Source organism: Pseudomonas sp. ICBG1301 (assembly GCF_016918385.1).
GTDB classification, from domain to species: Bacteria; Pseudomonadota; Gammaproteobacteria; order Pseudomonadales; family Pseudomonadaceae; genus Aquipseudomonas; species Aquipseudomonas palleroniana.
In genome coordinates this window covers 106066-126038 of record NZ_JAEKGB010000014.1, presented here as the reverse complement: position 1 = coordinate 126038, position 19973 = coordinate 106066, and the positions used below count along the sequence as shown (strand labels likewise).

Here is a 19973-nt window from a genome sequence, read left to right as displayed (position 1 = left end):
CGCAAGGTCTCCTCAGCTCAGGCGCAGGCGGCTGGCGCCTACCAGCCGGTTGTAGATCAGGTACAGCAACACCGTCGCCAGCAGCAGCAAGCCGCCCAGCGCCGTGGCCATGCCCCAGTTGATGCTGGTGTTGGTGTAGAACGCCACGAAGTAGCTGACCATCTGGTCGTTCGGGCTGCCGAGCAGCGCCGGGGTGATGTAGTAACCAATCGCCAGGATGAACACCAACAGGCAGCCGGCGCCGACGCCGGCGTAGGTCTGCGGGAAATACACGCGCCAGAAGCTGGCGAACGGATGGCAGCCCAGGGAAATCGCTGCACGCATATAGGTGGGTGAGATGCCTTTCATCACGCTGTAGATCGGCAGAATCATGAACGGCAACAGGATGTGCACCATGGAGATGTAGACCCCGGTACGGTTGAACACCAGCTCCAGGGGTTTGTCGATCAAGCCCATGCTCATCAAGGCGCTGTTGATCAGGCCACCGGATTGCAGCAGCACGATCCACGCGGCGACCCGCACCAGGATCGAGGTCCAGAACGGCAGCAGCACCAGAATCATCAGCAGGTTGCTTTTGCGCGCCGGCAGGTTGGCCAGCAGGTACGCCAAGGGATAGGCCAGCAGCAGGCAGATGAAGGTAATCACCAGGCCCATCCAGAAAGTACGCGCGAAAATGTCCAGGTAAATGGCCTGGTCCGGCGTAGCCGGGGCCAGTTCGCCCAGGTCATTGATACGGTGGTCGACAGCCGCCAGCAGGTAGAACGGTGTGAGGCTGCTGGTATTGCGCCGGATCGCCTGCCAGTACGCCGGGTCGCCCCAACGTTCATCGAGGCTTTCCAACGCTTCTTTGTAAGAGGCGGGCGCCTCGGTAAAGGGCAGTGCCCGCGCGGTTTTGGTCAGCAGGCTGCGATAGCCGGCCAACTCCATATTCAAGCGCTTGGACAAGTCGCCCAGCGTCTGGTTTTTGCGCGCTTCGCCCAAGTCTTCGCTCAGCGCCTGATACACCGGTTCGCCGGGCAGGCCACGGCCATCCCAGGCCTTGACCGCCACCACGGTACGCGGCAAACCGCCCACCACTTCCTCGTTGCCGACGCTTTTGTAGAGCAGCGCAATGATTGGCACCAGGAACACCAGCAGCAAAAACAGCACCAGCGGTGCAATCAATGCCTGGGCCTTCCAGCGGTTGAGCCGTTCGGCACGCGCCAGGCGCTGCTTGAGGGTGGGGCTGGGAATGGCGATAGCCATGGCTGACTCCGGATCTTGAAAGGAAATGCAGAACCCTGGTGGGAGAGAGCAACGCCTCTCCCACTGGGGTAAGCGGTGTTATTTGGCAGCCCAGGAATTGAAGCGCTGCTCCAACTGCTCGCCGTTATCCGCCCAGAAGCTCACATCGATCTGCACCTGGTTGGCGATGTTTTCCGGGGTGGTCGGCATATCCTTGAGGATGTCCTTGGCCAGCAACGGGACCGCTTGGGTGTTGGCCGGGCCGTAGGCGATGTTTTCCGAGTAGGTCTTCTGCTGCTGCGGCTGTACCGAGAAGGCGATGAATTTCTTCGCGGCTTCGGCACGGTCTTTCGCCAGGCCTTTAGGAATGGCCCATGCGTCAAAGTCGTAGATGCCGCCGTTCCACACCACCTTGAGGTTGCTTTCTTTCTGCACGGCAGCGATACGGCCGTTGTAGGCCGAACTCATCACGACATCACCCGAGGCCAGGTACTGTGGCGGTTGGGCGCCCGCTTCCCACCACTGGATCGACGGCTTGAGTTCGTCGAGCTTCTTGAATGCACGGTCCTGGCCATCTTTGCCGGCCAACACTTTGTAAACGTCCTTGGGCGCTACGCCGTCGGCCATCAGGGCGAATTCCAGGGTGTACTTGGCACCTTTACGCAGGCCGCGTTTGCCGGGGAATTTCTTGGTATCCCAGAAATCCGCCCAGCTGGTTGGCGCGGAAGCCAATTTGTCGGCGTTGTAGGCCAACACCGTGGACCACACGAAGAAACCCACGCCGCACGGCTGGATCGCGCCTTTTACGTAGTCCGCAGCATTACCGAACAGCTTGGGGTCCAGAGGTTCGAACATATCTTCGTCACACCCCCGGGACAACTCCGGCGATTCCACTTCCACCAGGTCCCAGGACACACTCTTGGTATCGACCATGGCCTTGACCTTGGCCATTTCACCGTTGTACTCGCCGGCGACGATCTTGCCGTTGCCCGCGCTTTCCCACGGTGCGTAAAACGCCTTGACCTGAGCGGCCTTGTTCGCGCCACCAAAGGACACGACGGTCAGGTCCGGGCCGGCCATGGCCTGGGTCGCGCCGAACAAGCCGATAACCAGCGCTGAATACTTAAGGGATCTCAACATTGTTGTGCTCTCCACGTGCAGGGTTGGTGAAGCCATGGGGCGATCAATTCGCCTCTAGAAGTGGGTCGAGTGCGCGAACGTGCTCGACTTGCCAGCCAATCGGTACCACGTCGCCGACCGCCAGGGCCGGGTCCAGCTCGGCGATCGGTTGTTTCACAAAAAAATCGGTCTTGCCGCAGACTTCCAGACGCACGCGCACGTGGTCGCCCAGGTAGATGAATTCCGCCACCCGCCCCGAAAAACGATTGATGCAGCTTTCGCTGGAACCATTGAGGCTGACCCGCTCCGGACGCACCGACAGCGTGACCGGCCCGCCGACCTGACCCACGTTCACCGCCAGCGCCTCGACCTTCTCGCCGCGCGCCAGCTCCACGACGCAGCGCTCGCCGGTGTGGCTGTGCAAGCGGCCGTTGAGACGGTTGTTCTCGCCGATGAAGTTGGCGACGAAGGTATTTTTCGGTTCTTCATACAAGGTCCGCGGCGCAGCAATCTGCTGGATCTCGCCCTGATGAAACACCGCTACGCGGTCGGACATGGTCAAGGCCTCGCCCTGATCGTGGGTCACGTACACCACGGTCACGCCGAGACGCTGATGCAGGTGCTTGATTTCCATCTGCATGTGTTCACGCAGTTGCTTGTCGAGAGCACCGAGGGGTTCGTCCATCAACACCAGTTGCGGTTCGAACACCAGCGCACGGGCCAGGGCCACGCGCTGTTGCTGACCACCGGAAAGTTGCGCCGGGTAGCGTTGGGCGAAAGCATCGAGCTGGACCATGCTCAGCACGCGTTTGACCCGCTCACTGATGTCGGTCTTGCTTAACGAGCGCACCGAGAGCGGGAACGCCAGGTTCTCGGCAACCGTCATGTGCGGGAACAGCGCGTAGTTCTGGAACACCATGCCGATATCGCGCTTGTGCGGCGGCACGTTATTGATGGAACGCCCGGCCAGGAGGATTTCACCGGCGGTCGGTGTCTCAAAGCCGGCGAGCATCATCAGGCTGGTCGTCTTGCCGGAACCCGACGGCCCAAGCAGTGTGAGGAACTCGCCCTTGCGAATCTCCAGGTTGAGGTCTTTGACGATCAGGTTCTCGCCGTCGTAGCTCTTCTGCACGCCACGAAAGCTGACCAGCACATCATTTGTATCCGCCTCGCTCATACCCGCACCTTTGTGTTTTGGACCGCAATGGAACAAGCGTAGTCCAGGCGCAAGCCCCCGGAAATCGGGGGCTGGGAGAGAATTGCATCAGCCGGTTGGAAGGTTGGGGGTAGGGATTGCCCTACAGCGATGGCGGGCACAGGACGGTGCAGCTACAAGGGGTGAGCTGCAAGCGGCAAGAATGGGCTCGGTGATGTTTTGCAGGGTGTCGCTGATGGGCATGTCGTCAGAGCAGCCTGTGCTCCATGGCGTACTTCACCAGTTCCGCCAGCGAAGTGATATTGAGCTTTTGCATCAACCGCGCCTTATGCGTGCTGATGGTCTTGCTGCTCAGCGCCAGTTGCTGGGCAATATCATTGACGTTGGCCCCCTGGGCCAGGCGTTCGAACACCGAGAACTCGCGCTCCGACAGCAACGAATGCAGCGGCCGCGTATCGGTCAGGCCGACTTCGAAGACCATACGGTCGGCCAGGTCGGGGTCGATGTATCGCCCACCCGCCGCCACCTTGCGAATAGCAGTCAGCAACAGCGCCGGGTCGCTGTCCTTGGTGGCATAACCCGCCGCGCCGACCTTGAGGGCGCGGGCAGCCATTTGCGCTTCATCATGCATCGACAACACCAGAATCGCCGGCGGATTGCCCAACGCCCGGATGCGCGCAATGGCCTCCAGGCCGTTCACGCCCGGCATCGAGATATCCAGCAGCACCACCTCGCACGTCACATGGCGCAAGGTTTCCAGCAACTGCTCGCCATTACTGGCTTCACCGACCACCTGCAGGTCTTTGGCCAGGCCGATCAATTGCTTGATGCCCTCTCGGACAATGGTGTGGTCTTCGGCTACCAATACGCGAATCACAGGTTTTTCCTCTTGTTGTCAGGCATCCAACGGCACCGTGACGCTCAGGGTGGTGCCTTCCCCCACTTCGCTATGCAGACTCAGCTGCCCGCCCATCATCAGCACTCGCTCGCGCATACCGACCACGCCGAAAGAAACAGGGCGGCCGGGGGTTTCGATGAAACCGACGCCATCATCGCTGATGGTCAACCGCAGGTCTGCCCCCTCAATCACCAGGGTCAGCTCGACGGTATGCGCCTGGGCATGGCGCATCACATTGGTCAGTGCCTCCTGCAGGACCCTGAACAAACCAATGGCCTTGGCGTCGCTCAGGGCCGGCAGGTTATCCGGAACCTGCACCAGGCAGGGGATTTGCGTGCGGGCTTCGAAGCGCCGGGCCTGCCATTCGATGGCCGAGGCGATGCCGGCGTCGAGGATCGGCGGGCGCAGCGCGGTGGCCACATCGCGCACCAGTTGGAACAACTGGGCGATCAGGCGCTTCATGCTGTTGAGCCGTTCATTCAGGCCGGGGTGGAGCTGCGCATAGGCCAATTCGCACATCGAGGTTTCCAGCTTGAGCACCGTGAGCATCTGGCCCAACTCATCGTGTACCTCGCGGGCGATGCGGGCTTTCTCTTCTTCGCGCACGGTTTCCAGGTGGGCGGACAATTCGCGCAACTGCGCTTCGCTTTGCAGCAAGGCGGCCACGTAACGGCGGCGTTCGGTGACATCGTTGAGGTACACCACCAGGTATTCGCCCTGAGCAAAACGCAGGAAACTCAAAGACACATCGGCGGGCAGGATACTGCCGTCGGCGCGCACGCAATCGGTGGCGAAGGTTTGCCCGCCCTCCTCGCTGGCGCGGGCGCGTCGCCACAGGTTGAGCCAGCGATCCATGTTCAAGGTCGGGTCGACCTCGACCAGCGGCCGCTCGATCAGCGCGCCCGGGGCGTAGCCGAGCATGCTTTCTGCCGCACGATTGGCGTAACGCACATGGCTGTCCCAATTGACCCACAGGATGCCGACCGTACTTTGATCGATGGAAAACTGCGTCAACCGCAAGGCTTCGGCACCGGCAGCGCGGGCGGCGCTTTCTTCCCGTGCCGCCAGCAAGTCGTGTTCCAGGCCGCGTTGCTGGCGACGCTGCCAGGCGACCATCGCGAGGCAGGCCAGCAGGCAGATTCCCAGCAACAGGCTGAGGTTCTTCCAGAAACCCGGGAATTCCGACAATCGCGGGTACTGGGGTTGCAGCCAGCGATTGTGCAACTGGTCCAAGTCTCGCGCGGGTATCGCCCGCAAGGCGCTCTGCATGAGGTTTGCCAGTTCCGGCCAATCGCGACGCGTGCCCACCCGCAGCAACTGTGGCAAGCCGATATCACCGACCACCGCCAGCCCCGCAAATTCTGCTTCGCCGGACAAGCGGCTCAGTTGCGCCTCATCCACCACGGCATACCGCGCTTGTTGGCTTACCAGCAGCTGCAGGGCCTGGCGCTCCATGGGCACCCCTTGCAGGTTGAGGTTGGGATAGGTGCTGCGCAGGTAATCGGCCACGGCGCTGGGCATGCGCACGGCAATGCGCGATTGTTCGTCGAGTTTCTCCAGCTCCACTGCGCCGCCGCCTTCGCGGACGCCGACAATATGCTGGGGCACGCGCATGTAAGGGTCGGTGAATAACCACAGGCGCAAACCCGCCGGGGTTTGCTGCAGGCCGGGCGCAATATCCACTTCGCCGTCGCGCACGGCGGCCTCCAACTGCTCCTGATCGGGAAAGTTGCGCCACAACAGTTCGATATTCAGCGCCTTGGCCAGCCACTGCATCAACTCCACATTGGCCCCGGACAAGCGTTGCAGGCGCCGATCGTATTGCGCGTAAGGCGCCTGCAGCACCAGCCCCACGCGCAGCTCCGGATGCAGGCTCAGCCACTCACGCTGCTGCGCATTGAGCTGTGCTTTCGGCGCAACGGGCGCAGGCGCGGCCGTTGCCATCAAGGCACAGCACAAACCGCCGATAATCAGCAGACAGCGAAAACCCATGATCCACGTCTCACATCACTGACAAATACTGACCAACCCATTAGGCTGCTGGAATCATTTCTGGCCGGGAATTAACGATGCCCTTTCACCACCGTTCGGCACTGCCAGCATTGTGCCTGTCGCTGCTATTTACCAGCGCCTTTTCTGTTCAGGCCGCTGACGCCCCCGCGCCCGCCGCCGAAAAACCTGCGGAGCGCCAAGCGCTGCCCGAGCGCAGCCAGGAAGAGGCCAGCGCGCTGGAGCGCAATATTCCACAACACGAGCAACAACAATTGCAGGCCGGCACCGATTCGTTCCTGGCCTTATGGAAACCCGCCAACAGTGCAGAACCGGAAGGGGTGGTGATTATCGTCCCCGGCGCCGGCGAAAATGCTGACTGGCCGCAAGCAATCGGCCCGTTGCGCCGCAAATTGCCGGATGCCAACTGGGGCAGCCTCAGCCTGTCGCTGCCGGACGTGAGCATGGACACCCTGCCGCCACGGGTGATCGAAGCGCCCAAGGCAACCGTCGACACCAGCAGCAAAGACGGCAGCACGGCCGCCAAGCCCATCGAACAAGCCGCCAGCGCCGAAGCCGAAGGCACCGACCCTGCGGTAGTGCCGGGGGCGGATGAACAGGACAAGACCGACGCCAAGCGTATTTTCGACCGGATCGACGCAGCCGTGGCTTTTGCCCAGACCCAGAGCGCGCGCAGTGTGGTGCTGCTCGGCCACGGCACTGGCGCCTGGTGGGCCGCACGTTACCTGAGCGAAAAGCAACCGGCGCAGGTTCAGAAGCTGGTGCTGGTGGCCGGCAAAACCCCGGTGGGCCGCCAACCGGATCTGCAACAAGTGGCCCCGGCCTTGAAAGTGCCGACGGCGGATATCTTCTATCAGGACAATGCCCTGGACCGTAAAAACGCCCTGGCGCGGCTTCAGGCGGCCAAGCGTGGGAAGAATGAAGGCTATAAGCAGGTGTCACTCAAGACCCTGCCCGGCAACAGCTCGGCCGAGCAGGAGCAGTTGTATCGGCGGGTTCGCGGCTGGTTGAGCCCGCAAACCGTCGACTGAGGCTTACCGGAAATCGCGCCGTTCGCGAATCAACGCATAGGCGTTGTGCAACTCGCGGGTTCGCTCGGTTGCCTCGCGCACTTGCGCAGGGCTGGCGCCGGTGCCGGCAACCTTGTCCGGATGGTGACGACTGAGCAGGCGGCGATAGGCACGCTTGATCACTGACGGCTCCGTAGTTGCGGTGACCCCCAGGATTCGCAACGCCTCCTGATAAGCCCCCCCTCGGTTCACCAACGGCTTGCGCTCAGGGGTGTAATCGGACGCCAGTGCGTGCAGTTGTTGCGGTGTCCACCCCAGCCACTTGCCCCACTGGTCAATCAGGTCGCGCTCGGCGTCATCCGCTCTGCCATCGGCCCAGGCCATGCGCCAGCAGGCGCGCAGCACGCCCTCTGCCGCATGGGGCTGCGCCTTGAGCACGCGCAGATAGCTACGCACCCGATCGCTACCGGACTTGCCCCGGTTGAACGCCGTGATAGCGCGGCGCTGGGCGGGTTCGTTCATATCCAGTGCACGCATTTCCAGGCGCGCCTGCTGGATATGCCCATCCACCACCCGGCCATTGCTTTTGGCCAGTCGGCCCAGCAGCACAAACAGCAATTCGTCATTGCGCAGCGCCGGCCGGCCGCCCAGGCGTTCGCGCAATTGCGCCCAACTCTGCAGTTGCAAGCGGCGATCCAGCGCCTGCCCCAATAATGCCCCCAACAAAGCCCCCGGAATGCTGGCAATGGCAAAGCCAGCCCCGGCGCCGATCAGCGTCCCTGGCCACAACATCTTATTGCTCCGCAGTCAGCAGGGTTTCGACCTGCGCCAGGCGCTCCAATGTCCCCACATCAATCCAGCGTCCCGCCATGTGCTCCCCCGTTACCAGACCTTTGCTCATGGCCGCCCGCAGCAGCGGCGCCAATTTGAAGGCACCGGCACTGCAACCCGCGAACAGCTGGGGGTCGAGTACCGAAATGCCACTGAAGGTCAGGTTATCGGCACCGGGCGCGGCATCATGAAGCAAACCCTGGTCCAGGTAGAAATCACCACCCGAAGGGTGGTGCGCCGGGTTATCCACCATCACCAGATGGGCCAGGCCCTGAAGCGGCTGACGTAGCCGGGTGAAGTCGTAATCGGTCCAGATATCACCATTGACCACCAGGAACGGCTCATTCCCCAGCAACGGCAAGGCCTGGAAAATCCCACCGCCGGTTTCCAGCGGTTCACCTTCGGCCGAGTACTGGATACGCAGGCCAAACTGCGCGCCGTCACCCAGATAACTTTCGATCTGCTGACCGAGCCACGCATGGTTGATCACAATCTCGGTGAAACCGGCCTTCGCCAGTGCCTCCAGGTGATACTCGATCAAGCGCTTGCCGCCCGCTTGCACCAGCGGCTTGGGCGTATGCAGCGTCAGCGGGCGCATGCGCTCGCCTTTGCCGGCGGCCAGGATCATCGCTTTCATAGGCTCGCCTCGACCGGCTCGCGCAGGCTGGCAAGCAACTCACCCAGTTCGCGCAGTTCGGGCCGGTCTGCAAGCACCGCTTCTATATAAGCAAAGAAGCGCGGCACATCCGCCAGATAGCGCGGCTTGCCGTCGCGGTGGCAAATGCGCGCAAAGATGCCGATGACCTTGAGGTGGCGCTGCACGCCCATCAGGTCGCTGGCACGCAGGAAAGCCTCGAAATCGGCGTGCACGGGAATGCCCAACTGCACGGCACGCTCCCAGTAGCCGCGCTGCCATTCGCGCACGCGCGCCTGGGGCCAACTGAGGAATGCATCCTTGAACAGACAGGTAATGTCGTAGGTCACCGGGCCGTAGACCGCATCCTGGAAATCCAGCACGCCAGGGTTGGGCTCGCTGATCATCAGGTTGCGCGGCATGTAGTCGCGGTGTACCAGCACCTTCGGCTGGGCCAGGGCGCTGTCGATCAGTTGCTCGCTGACGCGTTGCCAGAGATCGCGCTGGCGAGTATCGAACTCGATACCCAGGTGCCGGCGAACGTACCACTCAGGAAACAATTCAAGCTCGCGACGCAGCAAGGCAACGTCATAGCTGGGCAGTGGCGCATCCATCGGCAACTGCTGAAAAGCCAGCAGCGCATCGATGGCATCGGCAAACAATTGATCGGCGTTGTCGGCGTCAATCACGTCCAGATAGGTTTTTCTGCCCAGGTCATTGAGCAAAAGGAAGCCGCGTGGCAAATCTTCTGCATAAATTTTGGGTACGTTTATCCCCGATTTCGCCAGTAGATGCGCAATTTCGACGAAAGGTTTGCAGTTTTCCTGGGGCGGTGGCGCGTCCATGACCACGAACGTATGCGCCCCTCCCTCCCAGCGGAAATAACGCCTGAAACTCGCGTCGCTACTGGCCGCGGTCAATGTGGCCGGGGGTACGGCACCCCAACCCTGGGCATTGAAAAGGATTGGCAATTGCTCATCCAGCCAGACTTCCAGCTGTTGTAAACGTAGATCTTGCTCGGGCATTACAAGGGTCTCCGACGGCGCTAGCCGTCAAGCGGGGCATGCTTTATTATCACGCATCTTTTTCAGACCATCGAGAGGCGTGCGGCCCAAACCGCGGGCAGATGGCACGCAGGAAGCCCGGACTAATAAGATGGCATTGAAATCCCCCGCGTTTCGTAGAAAATTTCCGTTGCTGGTAACCGGCAGTCTGCTGGCCATGCAACCTTTCGCCACCTCATTCGTGGTCGCCGCGGAACAGTATGACTGCTCAGTCTCTGCTTCGGGTGCCTGGGATTGCGCGCCGAAAACCGCCGCAGCCCCATTGCCGCCACGCCCGGTGCATGATGGCTCTGCCGTCAGCTCGGCAAACGGTACGCCACAAGGCGAAACCGGCAGCAGCGCCGACGCCGAACCCAAGACCATGCTGGTCACCGAAGCCAAGGGCCGTGGCCTGCGTTCGCGCAGCGCCGACTACAGCCACCTGGACTGGGTGCCTCGCGAGAAGCTGACCGCAGCCCAGCTGGCCGAAACTGGCCCTTATTGCGGCGGTGCGTACATCGAGCCGATGCGTCCTGGCATGAACGACAAAACGGCCAAGAGCGACGCACCGACGTTCATCGGCGCCAAGGCTTCTCGTTACGAGCAGGAACAACAGATCGCGACCTTGGCCGGTGACGTCGTCATGCGCCAGGGCAGCATGCAGATGGAAGCCCAGGAAGCCAGCCTGTATCAGGCGGAAAACCGTGGCGAGCTGAACGGCAACGTTCGCCTGCGCGACAACGGCGCCCTGATCGTGGGTGACCATGCCCAGGTACAGCTCGATACCGGTGCGGCGCAGATCGACAACGCCGAATACGTGATGCACAAGTCGCGCATCCGCGGTAACGCCCTGTACGCCAAGCGTGCCGAAAACGCGATCATCCGTCTCAAAGACGGTACGTACACCACCTGCGAGCCAGACAGCAACGCCTGGCAGCTCAAGGGCAACAACATCACGTTGAACCCTGCCACCGGTTTCGGTACGGCAACCAACGCGACGTTGCGGGTCAAGAACATCCCGATCCTCTACACCCCTTACATTTATTTCCCGATCGACAACCGTCGTCAATCCGGCTTCCTGCCGCCGAGCTTCAGCACGGGTAGCGAGTCTGGTTTTACCCTAGTTACGCCGTACTACTTCAACCTGGCGCCGAACTATGACGCCACGTTGTACCCGCAATACATGACCAAGCGCGGCCTGTTGATGGAAGGCGAGTTCCGCTACCTCACCAAGTCCAGTGAAGGTCAGTTTGGGGGCGCGTACCTGAATGATGACAGCGATGAGCGGACGAAACAGACCGACTACGAAAAAACCCGCTATATGCTCAATTGGCAGCACCGTGGCGGTCTCGATTCGCGTCTGTCAACTCGAGTGGATTACACCAAGATCAGTGATCCGTTTTACTTCCAAGATCTCAAGACGTACCAGGAGGGAGTCCAAAGCCAAGATTTCCTCAACCAACAGGGCGCTTTGACCTATAACGGTGACAACTATCAGGCTCGCCTGAACGTTCAAGCGTACCAGCTGGCGACGATCTCTCAGATCACTCCGTATGACCGCTTGCCGCAAATCACCTTCAACGGGGCACTGCCATACCATCCGGGCGGATTGAATTTTACTTATGAGACCGAAGCGGTTCGATTCGATCGCGATCTCAGAAGCGGTAACGTCTTTGACAAAGAAGGTGGCCCGTTCGATGCGAATGGCCTGCCCGTTGGCGAGAAGCGCCTGGATGAATACGTAAGCGGCCTTACCCGTGCAAACGGTACGCGCCTGACCGTCGCACCAGCTGTTGAATACCCGATGAACTGGACTTACGGGTTTATCACGCCGAAGCTCAAGTATGTCTATACCAAGTACGATCTTGACCTGGATAGCAAAGGTAAGAATGACATTGTGGCTGCACAACTGGCCGCTACTCAGCCGGGAGCTTCTCCGTACGCAGGCGGGGTGTTCAAAAGCTCACAAGACCGTGCAATTCCAGTTGCGAGCATTGACAGCGGCCTGTACTTCGACCGTGATACCAACTGGTTCGGAAAAGACTATCGCCAAACCCTGGAACCGCGTGCCTACTACCTCTACGTACCTAACAAGGACCAGAGCGATATCCCGGTATTCGACTCAGGTGAGTACTCGTTCAGCTACGCCTCGCTGTTCCGTGACAATCGATTCAGCGGCAGTGACCGGATCGGTGACGAGAACAAGCTGTCTCTGGGTGTGACCAGCCGCTGGATCGAAGAAAACGGCTTCGAACGTCAACGTGTGTCCGTGGGCCAGGCGTTGTATTTCAAGGACCGTGAAGTCCAACTGCCCGGCGTCTTGGCTGCCGACCGTGCCGACGCACAGTCGAACGTATCGCCTATCGCTCTGGACTATGAGTTCCGCTTCAATCGCGATTGGCGTGCGACTGCCGACTACAACTGGGACCCTGACAGCCACAGCCCTCGCTCCGGCAGCGCCATGTTCCACTACCAACCGGAAGACAACCCGAACAAGGTCGTCAACCTGGGTTATCGCTATCGCAACGACCAGGTGGTGTACAACCAGCTGACCGGCAAATGGCAGTTCGGTGGTGACTACGGGCAGCCAGGCGACGCGAACTTCGTGAAGGATTACTACAAAATCCAGCAACACGACTTCTCGATGATGTGGCCGATCATTCCGCAGTGGAACCTGATCACCCGCTGGCAGTATGACTACGCCCGCAACCGTACCCTGGAAGCCTTCGGTGGTTTCGAGTACGACAACTGCTGCTGGAAACTGCGCGTTATCAATCGTTACTGGGTTTCCAACGACGAATATACCCAGATCGCCCCCCTTAACGAAAAGGGTGACCACGGGCTCTTCTTCCAGATCGTCCTTAAAGGACTCGGCGGCCTGACCGGCTCCAAGGTAGAGAGCTTCCTCGACAAAGGCATTCAAGGTTATCGTGAACGTGAAGATCAAGCTTTCTGATTGTCTGCGCCCGCTCGTGCTGGGCGCGCTGTTCCTGGGTACCGTATCGGCACACGCGGCCGTTCAACAGCTGGACAAAGTTGCGGCCATTGTCGATAACGACGTGATCATGCAGAGCCAGCTGGACCAACGGGTCAAGGAAGTGCAGCAAACCATCGCCAAGCGTGGCGGCGGTGTGCCACCGACCAGCGTTCTGGAGCCTCAGGTGCTGGAGCGCCTGATCGTCGAAAACCTGCAACTGCAGATCGGCGAACGTTCCGGCATCCGTATTTCGGACGAAGAGTTGAACCAGGCCGTCGGCACCATCGCTCAGCGCAACAACATGAGCATCGATCAGTTTCGCGCCGCCCTGGCTCACGATGGCCTGTCCTATGAGGACGCTCGTGACCAGATCAAACGTGAAATGATCATCAGCCGTGTGCGTCAGCGTCGTGTGGCGGAGCGGGTCCAGGTTTCCGAACAGGAAGTGAAGAACTTCCTGGCTTCGGACCTGGGCAAGATGCAGCTCTCCGAGGAACTGCACCTGGCCAATATCCTGATCCCGACGCCGGACAGCGCCAACGCAGAGCAACTCAATGCCGCCGCGGCAAAAACCCAGGCCGTTTACGACCGCCTAAAGGCTGGCGCTGACTTTTCCCAGACCGCCATCGCCGTATCCGGTAGCGATAACGCCCTGGACGGTGGTGACATGGGCTGGCGTAAAGCCGCTCAGTTGCCGCCTCCGTTCGACCGCGAACTCAGTGCAATGCAAGTGGGTGATATCACCCAGCCTGCCCGCACGCCAGGCGGCTTCATCATCCTCAAGCTGTTGGGCAAGCGTGGCGGCGAGACCTCGCTGAAAGACGAAGTCCATGTTCGTCACATCCTGGTCAAGCCAAGTGAAATCCGCACCGAGGCACAAACCAAGGAGCTGGCGCAGAAGATCTATGACCGCATCGAAGGCGGTGAAGACTTCGCAACACTGGCCAAGAGCTTCTCGGAAGACCCGGGTTCGGCCCTCAACGGCGGCGACCTGAACTGGATCGACCCGAAAGCACTGGTGCCGGAGTTCCAGGACGTGATGGCCAAGACCCCGCAAGGCGTGTTGTCCAAGCCGTTCAAGACCCAATATGGCTGGCATGTACTGGAAGTCCTGGGCCGTCGCGCCACCGACAACACCACCCAGGCTCGCGAGCAACAAGCCCTGACCGTGCTGCGTAACCGCAAATACGACGAAGAGCTGCAAACCTGGTTGCGCCAGATCCGTGACGAAGCCTACGTTGAGAACAAGCTGCCAGGCGCCGAGCAAACAGGCACCAACCAGGCAAGCCAGTGAAACCCCAACGCTTTGCAGTCACACCCGGCGAGCCGGCCGGCATTGGTCCAGACCTCTGCCTGCTGCTCGCCTCGCAGCCACAGCCACACCCCCTGATTGCCATTACCAACCGCGACCTGCTCCTTGAGCGGGCTGCGCAGTTGGGCGTGGCCGTCAACCTGCTGGATGTGGCGCCGGGCAACTGGCCTGATCTGCCGGCCCCCAAAGACAGCCTGTATGTATGGGATACCCCGTTGCCGGCCAAGGCGGTTGCGGGGCAACTGAACAAGGCCAACGCGGCCTTTGTGCTGGAAACACTGACCCGCGCCGGGCAAGGCTGCATGGACGGTGACTTCGCCGGCATGATCACCGCCCCTGTACACAAGGGTGTGATCAACGAATCCGGCATCGCCTTCTCCGGCCATACCGAATTCCTCGCCGAACTGACCCACACCGCTCAAGTTGTGATGATGCTGGCGACTCGCGGCCTGCGCGTTGCCTTGGTGACGACGCATCTGCCGCTGCGTGAGATTGCAGATGCCATCACCGCCGAACGGGTGGAGCGTGTCACACGCATCCTGCACGCCGACCTGCAACAGAAATTCGGCATCGCCCAACCGCGCATCCTGGTCTGCGGGCTCAACCCCCACGCCGGTGAAGGCGGCCACTTGGGCCATGAAGAAATCGACATCATTGAACCGACATTAGAGCGCCTGCGCCAAGAGGGCATGGACCTGCGTGGCCCACTGCCTGCGGACACTCTGTTTACCCCCAAATATCTGGAGCACTGCGATGCAGTGCTGGCGATGTACCATGACCAGGGGCTGCCCGTGCTGAAATACAAAGGCTTCGGCGCCGCAGTCAACGTGACATTGGGCCTGCCGATAATCCGTACCTCCGTCGACCATGGCACTGCCCTGGACCTGGCGGGCAGCGGCAAGATCGATACCGGCAGCCTGCACGTGGCCCTGGAAACCGCCTATCAGATGGCCGAGACCCGTATATGACTGAGCATTACCAACACCGGGCGCGCAAGCGCTTCGGGCAAAACTTCCTGCACGATGCGGGTGTAATCGACCGCATCCTGCGCTCCATCCATGCCAAGCCCGAAGACCGCCTGCTGGAAATCGGCCCGGGCCAGGGCGCACTGACCCAGGGTCTGTTGGCCAGCGGCGCTCAACTGGACGTAGTTGAGCTGGACAAGGACCTGATCCCGATCCTCAACCAGCAGTTTGCCGGCAAGTCCAACTTCAACCTGCACCAGGGCGACGCGCTCAAGTTCGACTTCAACAGTCTCAATGCCGCGCCTAACAGCCTGCGTGTGGTCGGCAACCTGCCGTACAACATTTCCACACCGCTGATTTTCCACCTGCTGAACAACGCAGGGATCATCCGCGACATGCACTTCATGCTGCAAAAGGAAGTGGTTGAGCGTCTGGCAGCAGGTCCGGGTGGGGGTGATTGGGGTCGCCTGTCGATCATGGTCCAGTACCACTGCCGCGTAGAGCACTTGTTCAACGTCGGCCCTGGGGCGTTCAATCCGCCACCGAAGGTCGACTCGGCCATTGTGCGGCTGGTGCCTCACGCCGTACTACCGCATCCCGCCAAGGACCATCGGTTGCTGGAGCGCGTGGTGCGTGAAGCATTCAACCAACGTCGCAAGACCTTGCGTAACACGCTCAAGGCGCTGCTGAGCAACGCCGAGATCGAAGCCGCCGGCGTCGATGGCAGCCTGCGCCCGGAGCAACTGGACCTGGCTGCGTTCGTGCGCCTGGCCGACCAGCTTGCCATCCAACCGCCGCCCGCCGCAGACTGAAGCCTGCCTCTGTGGGAGCCGGTTTACCCGCTCCCGCAGACAGCGAGTCTGGCCTAGTGCCCGCCTCATGGCCTAGACTGATCCGCATCTGCTGTCCTCCGCTTTTGCTTTTAAGGTAAGGCCTCTCGCATGTCCGATCCTCGCTACCAGATCGACGTCAGCGTCGTCACCCGCTTCCTCGCGGACCAATCGCAACCTGAACACAACCGTTTCGCCTTCGCCTATACCGTCACGGTGAAGAACAACGGGCTGGTGCCGGCCAAGCTGCTGTCGCGTCATTGGGTTATCACCGACGGTGACGGCCAGGTAGAGGAAGTACGCGGCGCGGGCGTTGTCGGCCAACAGCCATTGATCGACAGCGGCGCCAGCCACACTTATAGCAGCGGCACGGTCATGACCTCCAAGGTCGGTACCATGCAAGGCTCGTATCAAATGAAAGCCACCGATGGGAAGTTGTTCGACGCCATCATTGCGCCCTTTCGCCTCGCGGTGCCGGGAGCCCTGCACTGATGGCGACCTACGCGGTCGGCGACCTGCAAGGCTGCCTGGAGCCTCTCAAGTGCCTGCTTGAACAAGTGGGCTTCGACCCGGTGAATGATCGCCTGTGGTTGGTGGGTGATCTGGTCAACCGTGGCCCACAGTCACTGGAAACCCTGCGCTACCTCTATCGTTTGCGCGACTCACTGGTGTGCGTACTGGGCAACCACGACCTGCACCTGCTGGCGGCGGGCAATAACATCGAGCGCCTGAAAAAGAGCGACACCCTGCGGGAAATTCTCGAAGCGCCCGATCGTATCGAGCTGCTCGACTGGCTCCGCCGACAAAAGCTCATGCATTATGACGAAGCCCGCAACACGGCCTTGGTCCACGCCGGCATCGCGCCGCAGTGGTCGCTGAAGAAAGCCCTCAAGTGTGCCGCCGAAGTAGAAGCGGCGCTGGCCGACGACAACCTCTACACCGCCTATCTCGATGGCATGTACGGCAACGAGCCGGTGAAGTGGGACAACGACCTCAGCGGCGTCACCCGCCTGCGAGTGATCACCAACTATTTCACACGTATGCGCTTCTGCACCGCCGAGGGCAAGCTGGACCTCAAGAGCAAGGAAGGCGTCGATACCGCGCTGCCTGGGTACAAACCCTGGTTTGCCCATAAGGAGCGCAAGACCCGCGACACGAAGATCGTCTTCGGTCACTGGGCAGCCCTGGAAGGTAAGTGCGAAGAACCTGGCGTGTATGCCCTCGACACCGGTTGCGTGTGGGGCGGCGCCATGACCCTGATGAACATCGACACCGGCGAGCGCCTGAGCTGCCAGTGCCCACCCCCCGTGCCCGTCACACAGCCGACCGCCGCCAAGCCATAGGAGCCCGCCATGAGCGAATTCAAACGTATCCCCCCCGAACGAGCCCAGGCGTTGCGCGAGCAGGCCGCAGTGGTCGTGGATATCCGTGATCCCCAGGCGTACGCCGCGGGTCATATCAAGGGCGCCCAGCACCTGGACAACCACAACATCGCCGATTTCATCCGTGCGGCCGACCTCGACGCGCCAGTGATCGTGGCCTGCTACCACGGCAATTCCAGCCAGAGTGCCGCCGCCTACCTGATCAGCCAGGGCTTCTCCGACGTCTATAGCCTGGACGGTGGCTTCGAGTTGTGGCGTACGACCTATCCTGCGGAAATTTCCTCAGGCGATTCGCAATAATTTTTTTCTCACCCCGCTACCCCGCGTGACGCTTGGGCTCGCGCCGTTTCTGACGAACGGCGCAGCCAAACTAATTGCGCATCTCACCTTGACCTCCCGGATTCCGAACTATCCTTAAGCGCAGGCCATCCAAATCAGGGGAGAGCCGGTACACCGGCGTGCGGGTCATCGGTAGCGTTTCAGGGTGTTCTGGGGGGAAACGGTCATTGGCGTCCGCCAATGTCTGCCAGCATCGACTGATTGATCCGGCGTCGGCTCCACGTATCGAGCGAGGTGACGACGTCATGAGTATTTTCAGCCACTTCCAACAACGCTTCGCATCCACACAGCAGGAAGAACTCACGCTGCAAGAGTATCTTGAGCTGTGCAAACAGGACCGCAGCACCTATGCATCCGCCGCCGAGCGCCTGCTATTGGCGATCGGCGAGCCGCAACTGATAGACACCTCAAGCAATTCGCGCCTGTCGCGAATATTCTCCAACAAGGTGATCCGGCGCTACCCGGCCTTTGAAGACTTCCACGGCATGGAAGAATGCATCGACCAGATCGTCTCCTACTTCCGCCATGCCGCCCAAGGCCTGGAAGAGAAGAAACAGATCCTCTATCTGCTGGGTCCGGTCGGCGGCGGCAAGTCGTCCCTGGCGGAAAAACTCAAACAACTGATCGAGAAGGTGCCCTTCTACGCCATCAAGGGCTCGCCGGTCTTCGAGTCGCCTTTGGGCCTGTTCAACGCCACGGAAGATGGCGCGATCCTCGAAGAAGACTTTGGCATCCCACGTCGCTATCTCAACACCATCATGTCGCCTTGGGCCACCAAGCGCCTGTCCGAATTTGGCGGGGACATCAGCCAGTTCCGCGTGGTGAAACTCTACCCGTCGATCCTCAACCAGATCGGCGTAGCGAAAACCGAGCCAGGGGATGAGAACAACCAGGACATTTCCGCGCTGGTGGGTAAAGTCGATATCCGTAAACTCGAAGAATTCCCGCAGAACGACGCCGACGCCTACAGCTACTCGGGCGCCCTGTGCCGGGCCAACCAGGGTTTGATGGAGTTCGTGGAGATGTTCAAGGCACCGATCAAGGTGCTGCACCCACTGCTGACCGCCACCCAGGAAGGCAACTACAACAGCACCGAAGGCCTGGGCGCGATTCCGTTCAACGGCATCCTGCTGGCCCACTCCAACGAATCGGAATGGCACACCTTCCGTAACAACAAGAACAACGAAGCCTTCATCGACCGTATCTATATCGTCAAGGTGCCTTACTGCCTGCGGGTCAGCGATGAAATCAAGATTTACGACAAGCTGCTGTTCAACAGTTCGCTGGCCAAGGCCCACTGCGCGCCCGACACCTTGAAGATGCTGGCGCAGTTCACCGTACTGTCACGTCTCAAGGAGCCGGAAAACTCGAATATCTATTCGAAGATGCGCGTATACGACGGCGAAAACCTCAAGGACACCGACCCCAAGGCCAAGTCTATTCAGGAATACCGTGATGCGGCAGGCGTGGACGAAGGCATGAACGGCCTGTCGACACGCTTTGCGTTCAAGATCCTCTCCAAGGTCTTCAACTTCGACCCTCACGAGATCGCCGCCAACCCGGTCCACCTGCTCTACGTTCTCGAACAGCAGATCGAACAGGAACAGTTCCAGGCGGAAACCCGCGAACGCTACCTGCGCTTCCTCAAGGAATACCTGGCGCCGCGCTACATCGAGTTCATCGGCAAGGAAATCCAGACCGCCTATCTGGAGTCCTACAGCGAATATGGCCAGAACATCTTCGACCGCTACGTGCTGTACGCCGACTTCTGGATCCAGGACCAGGAATACCGCGACCCGGAAACCGGCGAGATCCTCAACCGCGTGGCTCTCAACGAAGAACTGGAGAAGATCGAAAAACCGGCCGGCATCAGCAATCCGAAGGATTTCCGCAACGAAATCGTCAACTTCGTGCTGCGCGCCCGTGCCAACAACAATGGCAAGAACCCAACGTGGCTCAGCTACGAGAAGCTGCGGGTAGTCATCGAGAAGAAAATGTTCTCCAACACCGAGGATCTGCTGCCGGTCATCAGCTTCAATGCCAAGGCCAGCAAGGAGGATCAGCAAAAACACAACGATTTCGTCACACGAATGGTCGAGCGTGGCTACACCGACAAACAGGTGCGACTGCTCTCCGAGTGGTACCTGCGGGTTCGCAAATCGCAGTAAGGCAGCGACGGGCGCACACTGCCAGGCCTTTGGCCTGGCAGCTGACCGCTTGTCTCTAAGCTTCCAGCTCACGGC

Annotated in this window: 17 protein-coding genes; 9 read left to right on the top strand and 8 right to left on the bottom strand. The window is 60.6% G+C overall.

Annotated elements, in window-relative coordinates; all coding sequences use genetic code 11:
• Positions 1 to 12 precede the first annotated feature (12 nt).
• The 5 genes from JBE38_RS25485 to JBE38_RS25465 all read right to left on the bottom strand — a co-directional run bounded on the left by JBE38_RS25485 (position 13) and on the right by JBE38_RS25465 (position 6389).
• Positions 13 to 1245, bottom strand: a complete 1233-nt coding sequence (locus JBE38_RS25485; protein ID WP_161548729.1) for an ABC transporter permease — start codon at positions 1243 to 1245, stop codon at positions 13 to 15.
• Between the two features lie 78 nt (positions 1246 to 1323).
• On the bottom strand, positions 1324 to 2364 hold the full coding sequence (locus JBE38_RS25480) for an ABC transporter substrate-binding protein (RefSeq protein ID WP_060757291.1): 1041 nt from the start codon (positions 2362 to 2364) through the stop codon (positions 1324 to 1326).
• Positions 2365 to 2407: 43 nt separating this feature from the next.
• A complete protein-coding gene (locus JBE38_RS25475) occupies positions 2408 to 3520 on the bottom strand; it encodes an ABC transporter ATP-binding protein (protein WP_060757290.1) in 1113 nt (370 codons plus the stop codon).
• A gap of 226 nt (positions 3521 to 3746) precedes the next feature.
• The gene (locus JBE38_RS25470; RefSeq protein WP_060757289.1) at positions 3747 to 4376 is read right to left on the bottom strand and encodes a response regulator; all 630 of its coding nucleotides are present in this window, start codon (positions 4374 to 4376) and stop codon (positions 3747 to 3749) included.
• Positions 4377 to 4394: 18 nt separating this feature from the next.
• Positions 4395 to 6389, bottom strand: coding sequence for a PAS domain-containing sensor histidine kinase (locus tag JBE38_RS25465; RefSeq protein ID WP_205345414.1), 1995 nt, complete (start codon positions 6387 to 6389; stop codon positions 4395 to 4397).
• Between the two features lie 77 nt (positions 6390 to 6466).
• Between JBE38_RS25465 and JBE38_RS25460 the strand changes: the two genes are divergently transcribed.
• The gene (locus JBE38_RS25460) at positions 6467 to 7438 is read left to right on the top strand and encodes an alpha/beta hydrolase family protein (RefSeq protein WP_060757287.1); all 972 of its coding nucleotides are present in this window, start codon (positions 6467 to 6469) and stop codon (positions 7436 to 7438) included.
• Between the two features lie 3 nt (positions 7439 to 7441).
• Here JBE38_RS25460 and JBE38_RS25455 read toward each other — a convergent pair whose 3' ends face one another.
• Genes JBE38_RS25455 through JBE38_RS25445 form a run of 3 tightly spaced genes read right to left on the bottom strand, consistent with a single transcriptional unit; the run spans position 7442 to position 9907 of the window.
• On the bottom strand, positions 7442 to 8209 hold the full coding sequence (locus JBE38_RS25455; RefSeq protein ID WP_090368507.1) for a TerB family tellurite resistance protein: 768 nt from the start codon (positions 8207 to 8209) through the stop codon (positions 7442 to 7444).
• A gap of 1 nt (position 8210) precedes the next feature.
• Positions 8211 to 8885, bottom strand: a complete 675-nt coding sequence (murU, locus tag JBE38_RS25450; protein ID WP_205345413.1) for an N-acetylmuramate alpha-1-phosphate uridylyltransferase MurU — start codon at positions 8883 to 8885, stop codon at positions 8211 to 8213.
• Entirely contained in the window at positions 8882 to 9907 is a 1026-nt protein-coding gene (locus tag JBE38_RS25445) for an aminoglycoside phosphotransferase family protein (RefSeq protein WP_205345412.1), read from the bottom strand. Before JBE38_RS25445 ends, murU begins: the two co-directional genes overlap by 4 nt.
• A 130-nt stretch (positions 9908 to 10037) precedes the next feature.
• On the opposite strand from JBE38_RS25445, the gene JBE38_RS25440 reads away from it, so the two are divergent.
• The 8 genes from JBE38_RS25440 to JBE38_RS25405 all read left to right on the top strand — a co-directional run bounded on the left by JBE38_RS25440 (position 10038) and on the right by JBE38_RS25405 (position 19898).
• On the top strand, positions 10038 to 12881 hold the full coding sequence (locus tag JBE38_RS25440; protein WP_205345411.1) for an LPS-assembly protein LptD: 2844 nt from the start codon (positions 10038 to 10040) through the stop codon (positions 12879 to 12881).
• The gene (locus JBE38_RS25435; RefSeq protein ID WP_081087108.1) at positions 12856 to 14196 is read left to right on the top strand and encodes a peptidylprolyl isomerase; all 1341 of its coding nucleotides are present in this window, start codon (positions 12856 to 12858) and stop codon (positions 14194 to 14196) included. The genes JBE38_RS25440 and JBE38_RS25435 overlap by 26 nt, the downstream gene beginning before the upstream one ends.
• Complete coding sequence (gene pdxA / locus JBE38_RS25430; protein WP_090368499.1) at positions 14193 to 15182, top strand: 4-hydroxythreonine-4-phosphate dehydrogenase PdxA; 990 nt, start codon at positions 14193 to 14195, stop codon at positions 15180 to 15182. Before JBE38_RS25435 ends, pdxA begins: the two co-directional genes overlap by 4 nt.
• Positions 15179 to 15991: a 16S rRNA (adenine(1518)-N(6)/adenine(1519)-N(6))-dimethyltransferase RsmA gene (gene rsmA / locus JBE38_RS25425; protein ID WP_090368498.1), complete on the top strand. Its 813-nt coding sequence runs from the start codon at positions 15179 to 15181 to the stop codon at positions 15989 to 15991. Before pdxA ends, rsmA begins: the two co-directional genes overlap by 4 nt.
• A 129-nt stretch (positions 15992 to 16120) precedes the next feature.
• The gene (gene apaG / locus JBE38_RS25420; RefSeq protein ID WP_060757279.1) at positions 16121 to 16501 is read left to right on the top strand and encodes a Co2+/Mg2+ efflux protein ApaG; all 381 of its coding nucleotides are present in this window, start codon (positions 16121 to 16123) and stop codon (positions 16499 to 16501) included.
• Complete coding sequence (locus JBE38_RS25415; protein ID WP_090368496.1) at positions 16501 to 17352, top strand: symmetrical bis(5'-nucleosyl)-tetraphosphatase; 852 nt, start codon at positions 16501 to 16503, stop codon at positions 17350 to 17352. Before apaG ends, JBE38_RS25415 begins: the two co-directional genes overlap by 1 nt.
• A 9-nt stretch (positions 17353 to 17361) precedes the next feature.
• Positions 17362 to 17691, top strand: coding sequence for a thiosulfate sulfurtransferase GlpE (gene glpE / locus JBE38_RS25410; RefSeq protein WP_205345410.1), 330 nt, complete (start codon positions 17362 to 17364; stop codon positions 17689 to 17691).
• Positions 17692 to 17975: 284 nt separating this feature from the next.
• A complete protein-coding gene (locus JBE38_RS25405; RefSeq protein WP_090368492.1) occupies positions 17976 to 19898 on the top strand; it encodes a PrkA family serine protein kinase in 1923 nt (640 codons plus the stop codon).
• The last annotated feature ends 75 nt before the right edge of the window (positions 19899 to 19973 follow it).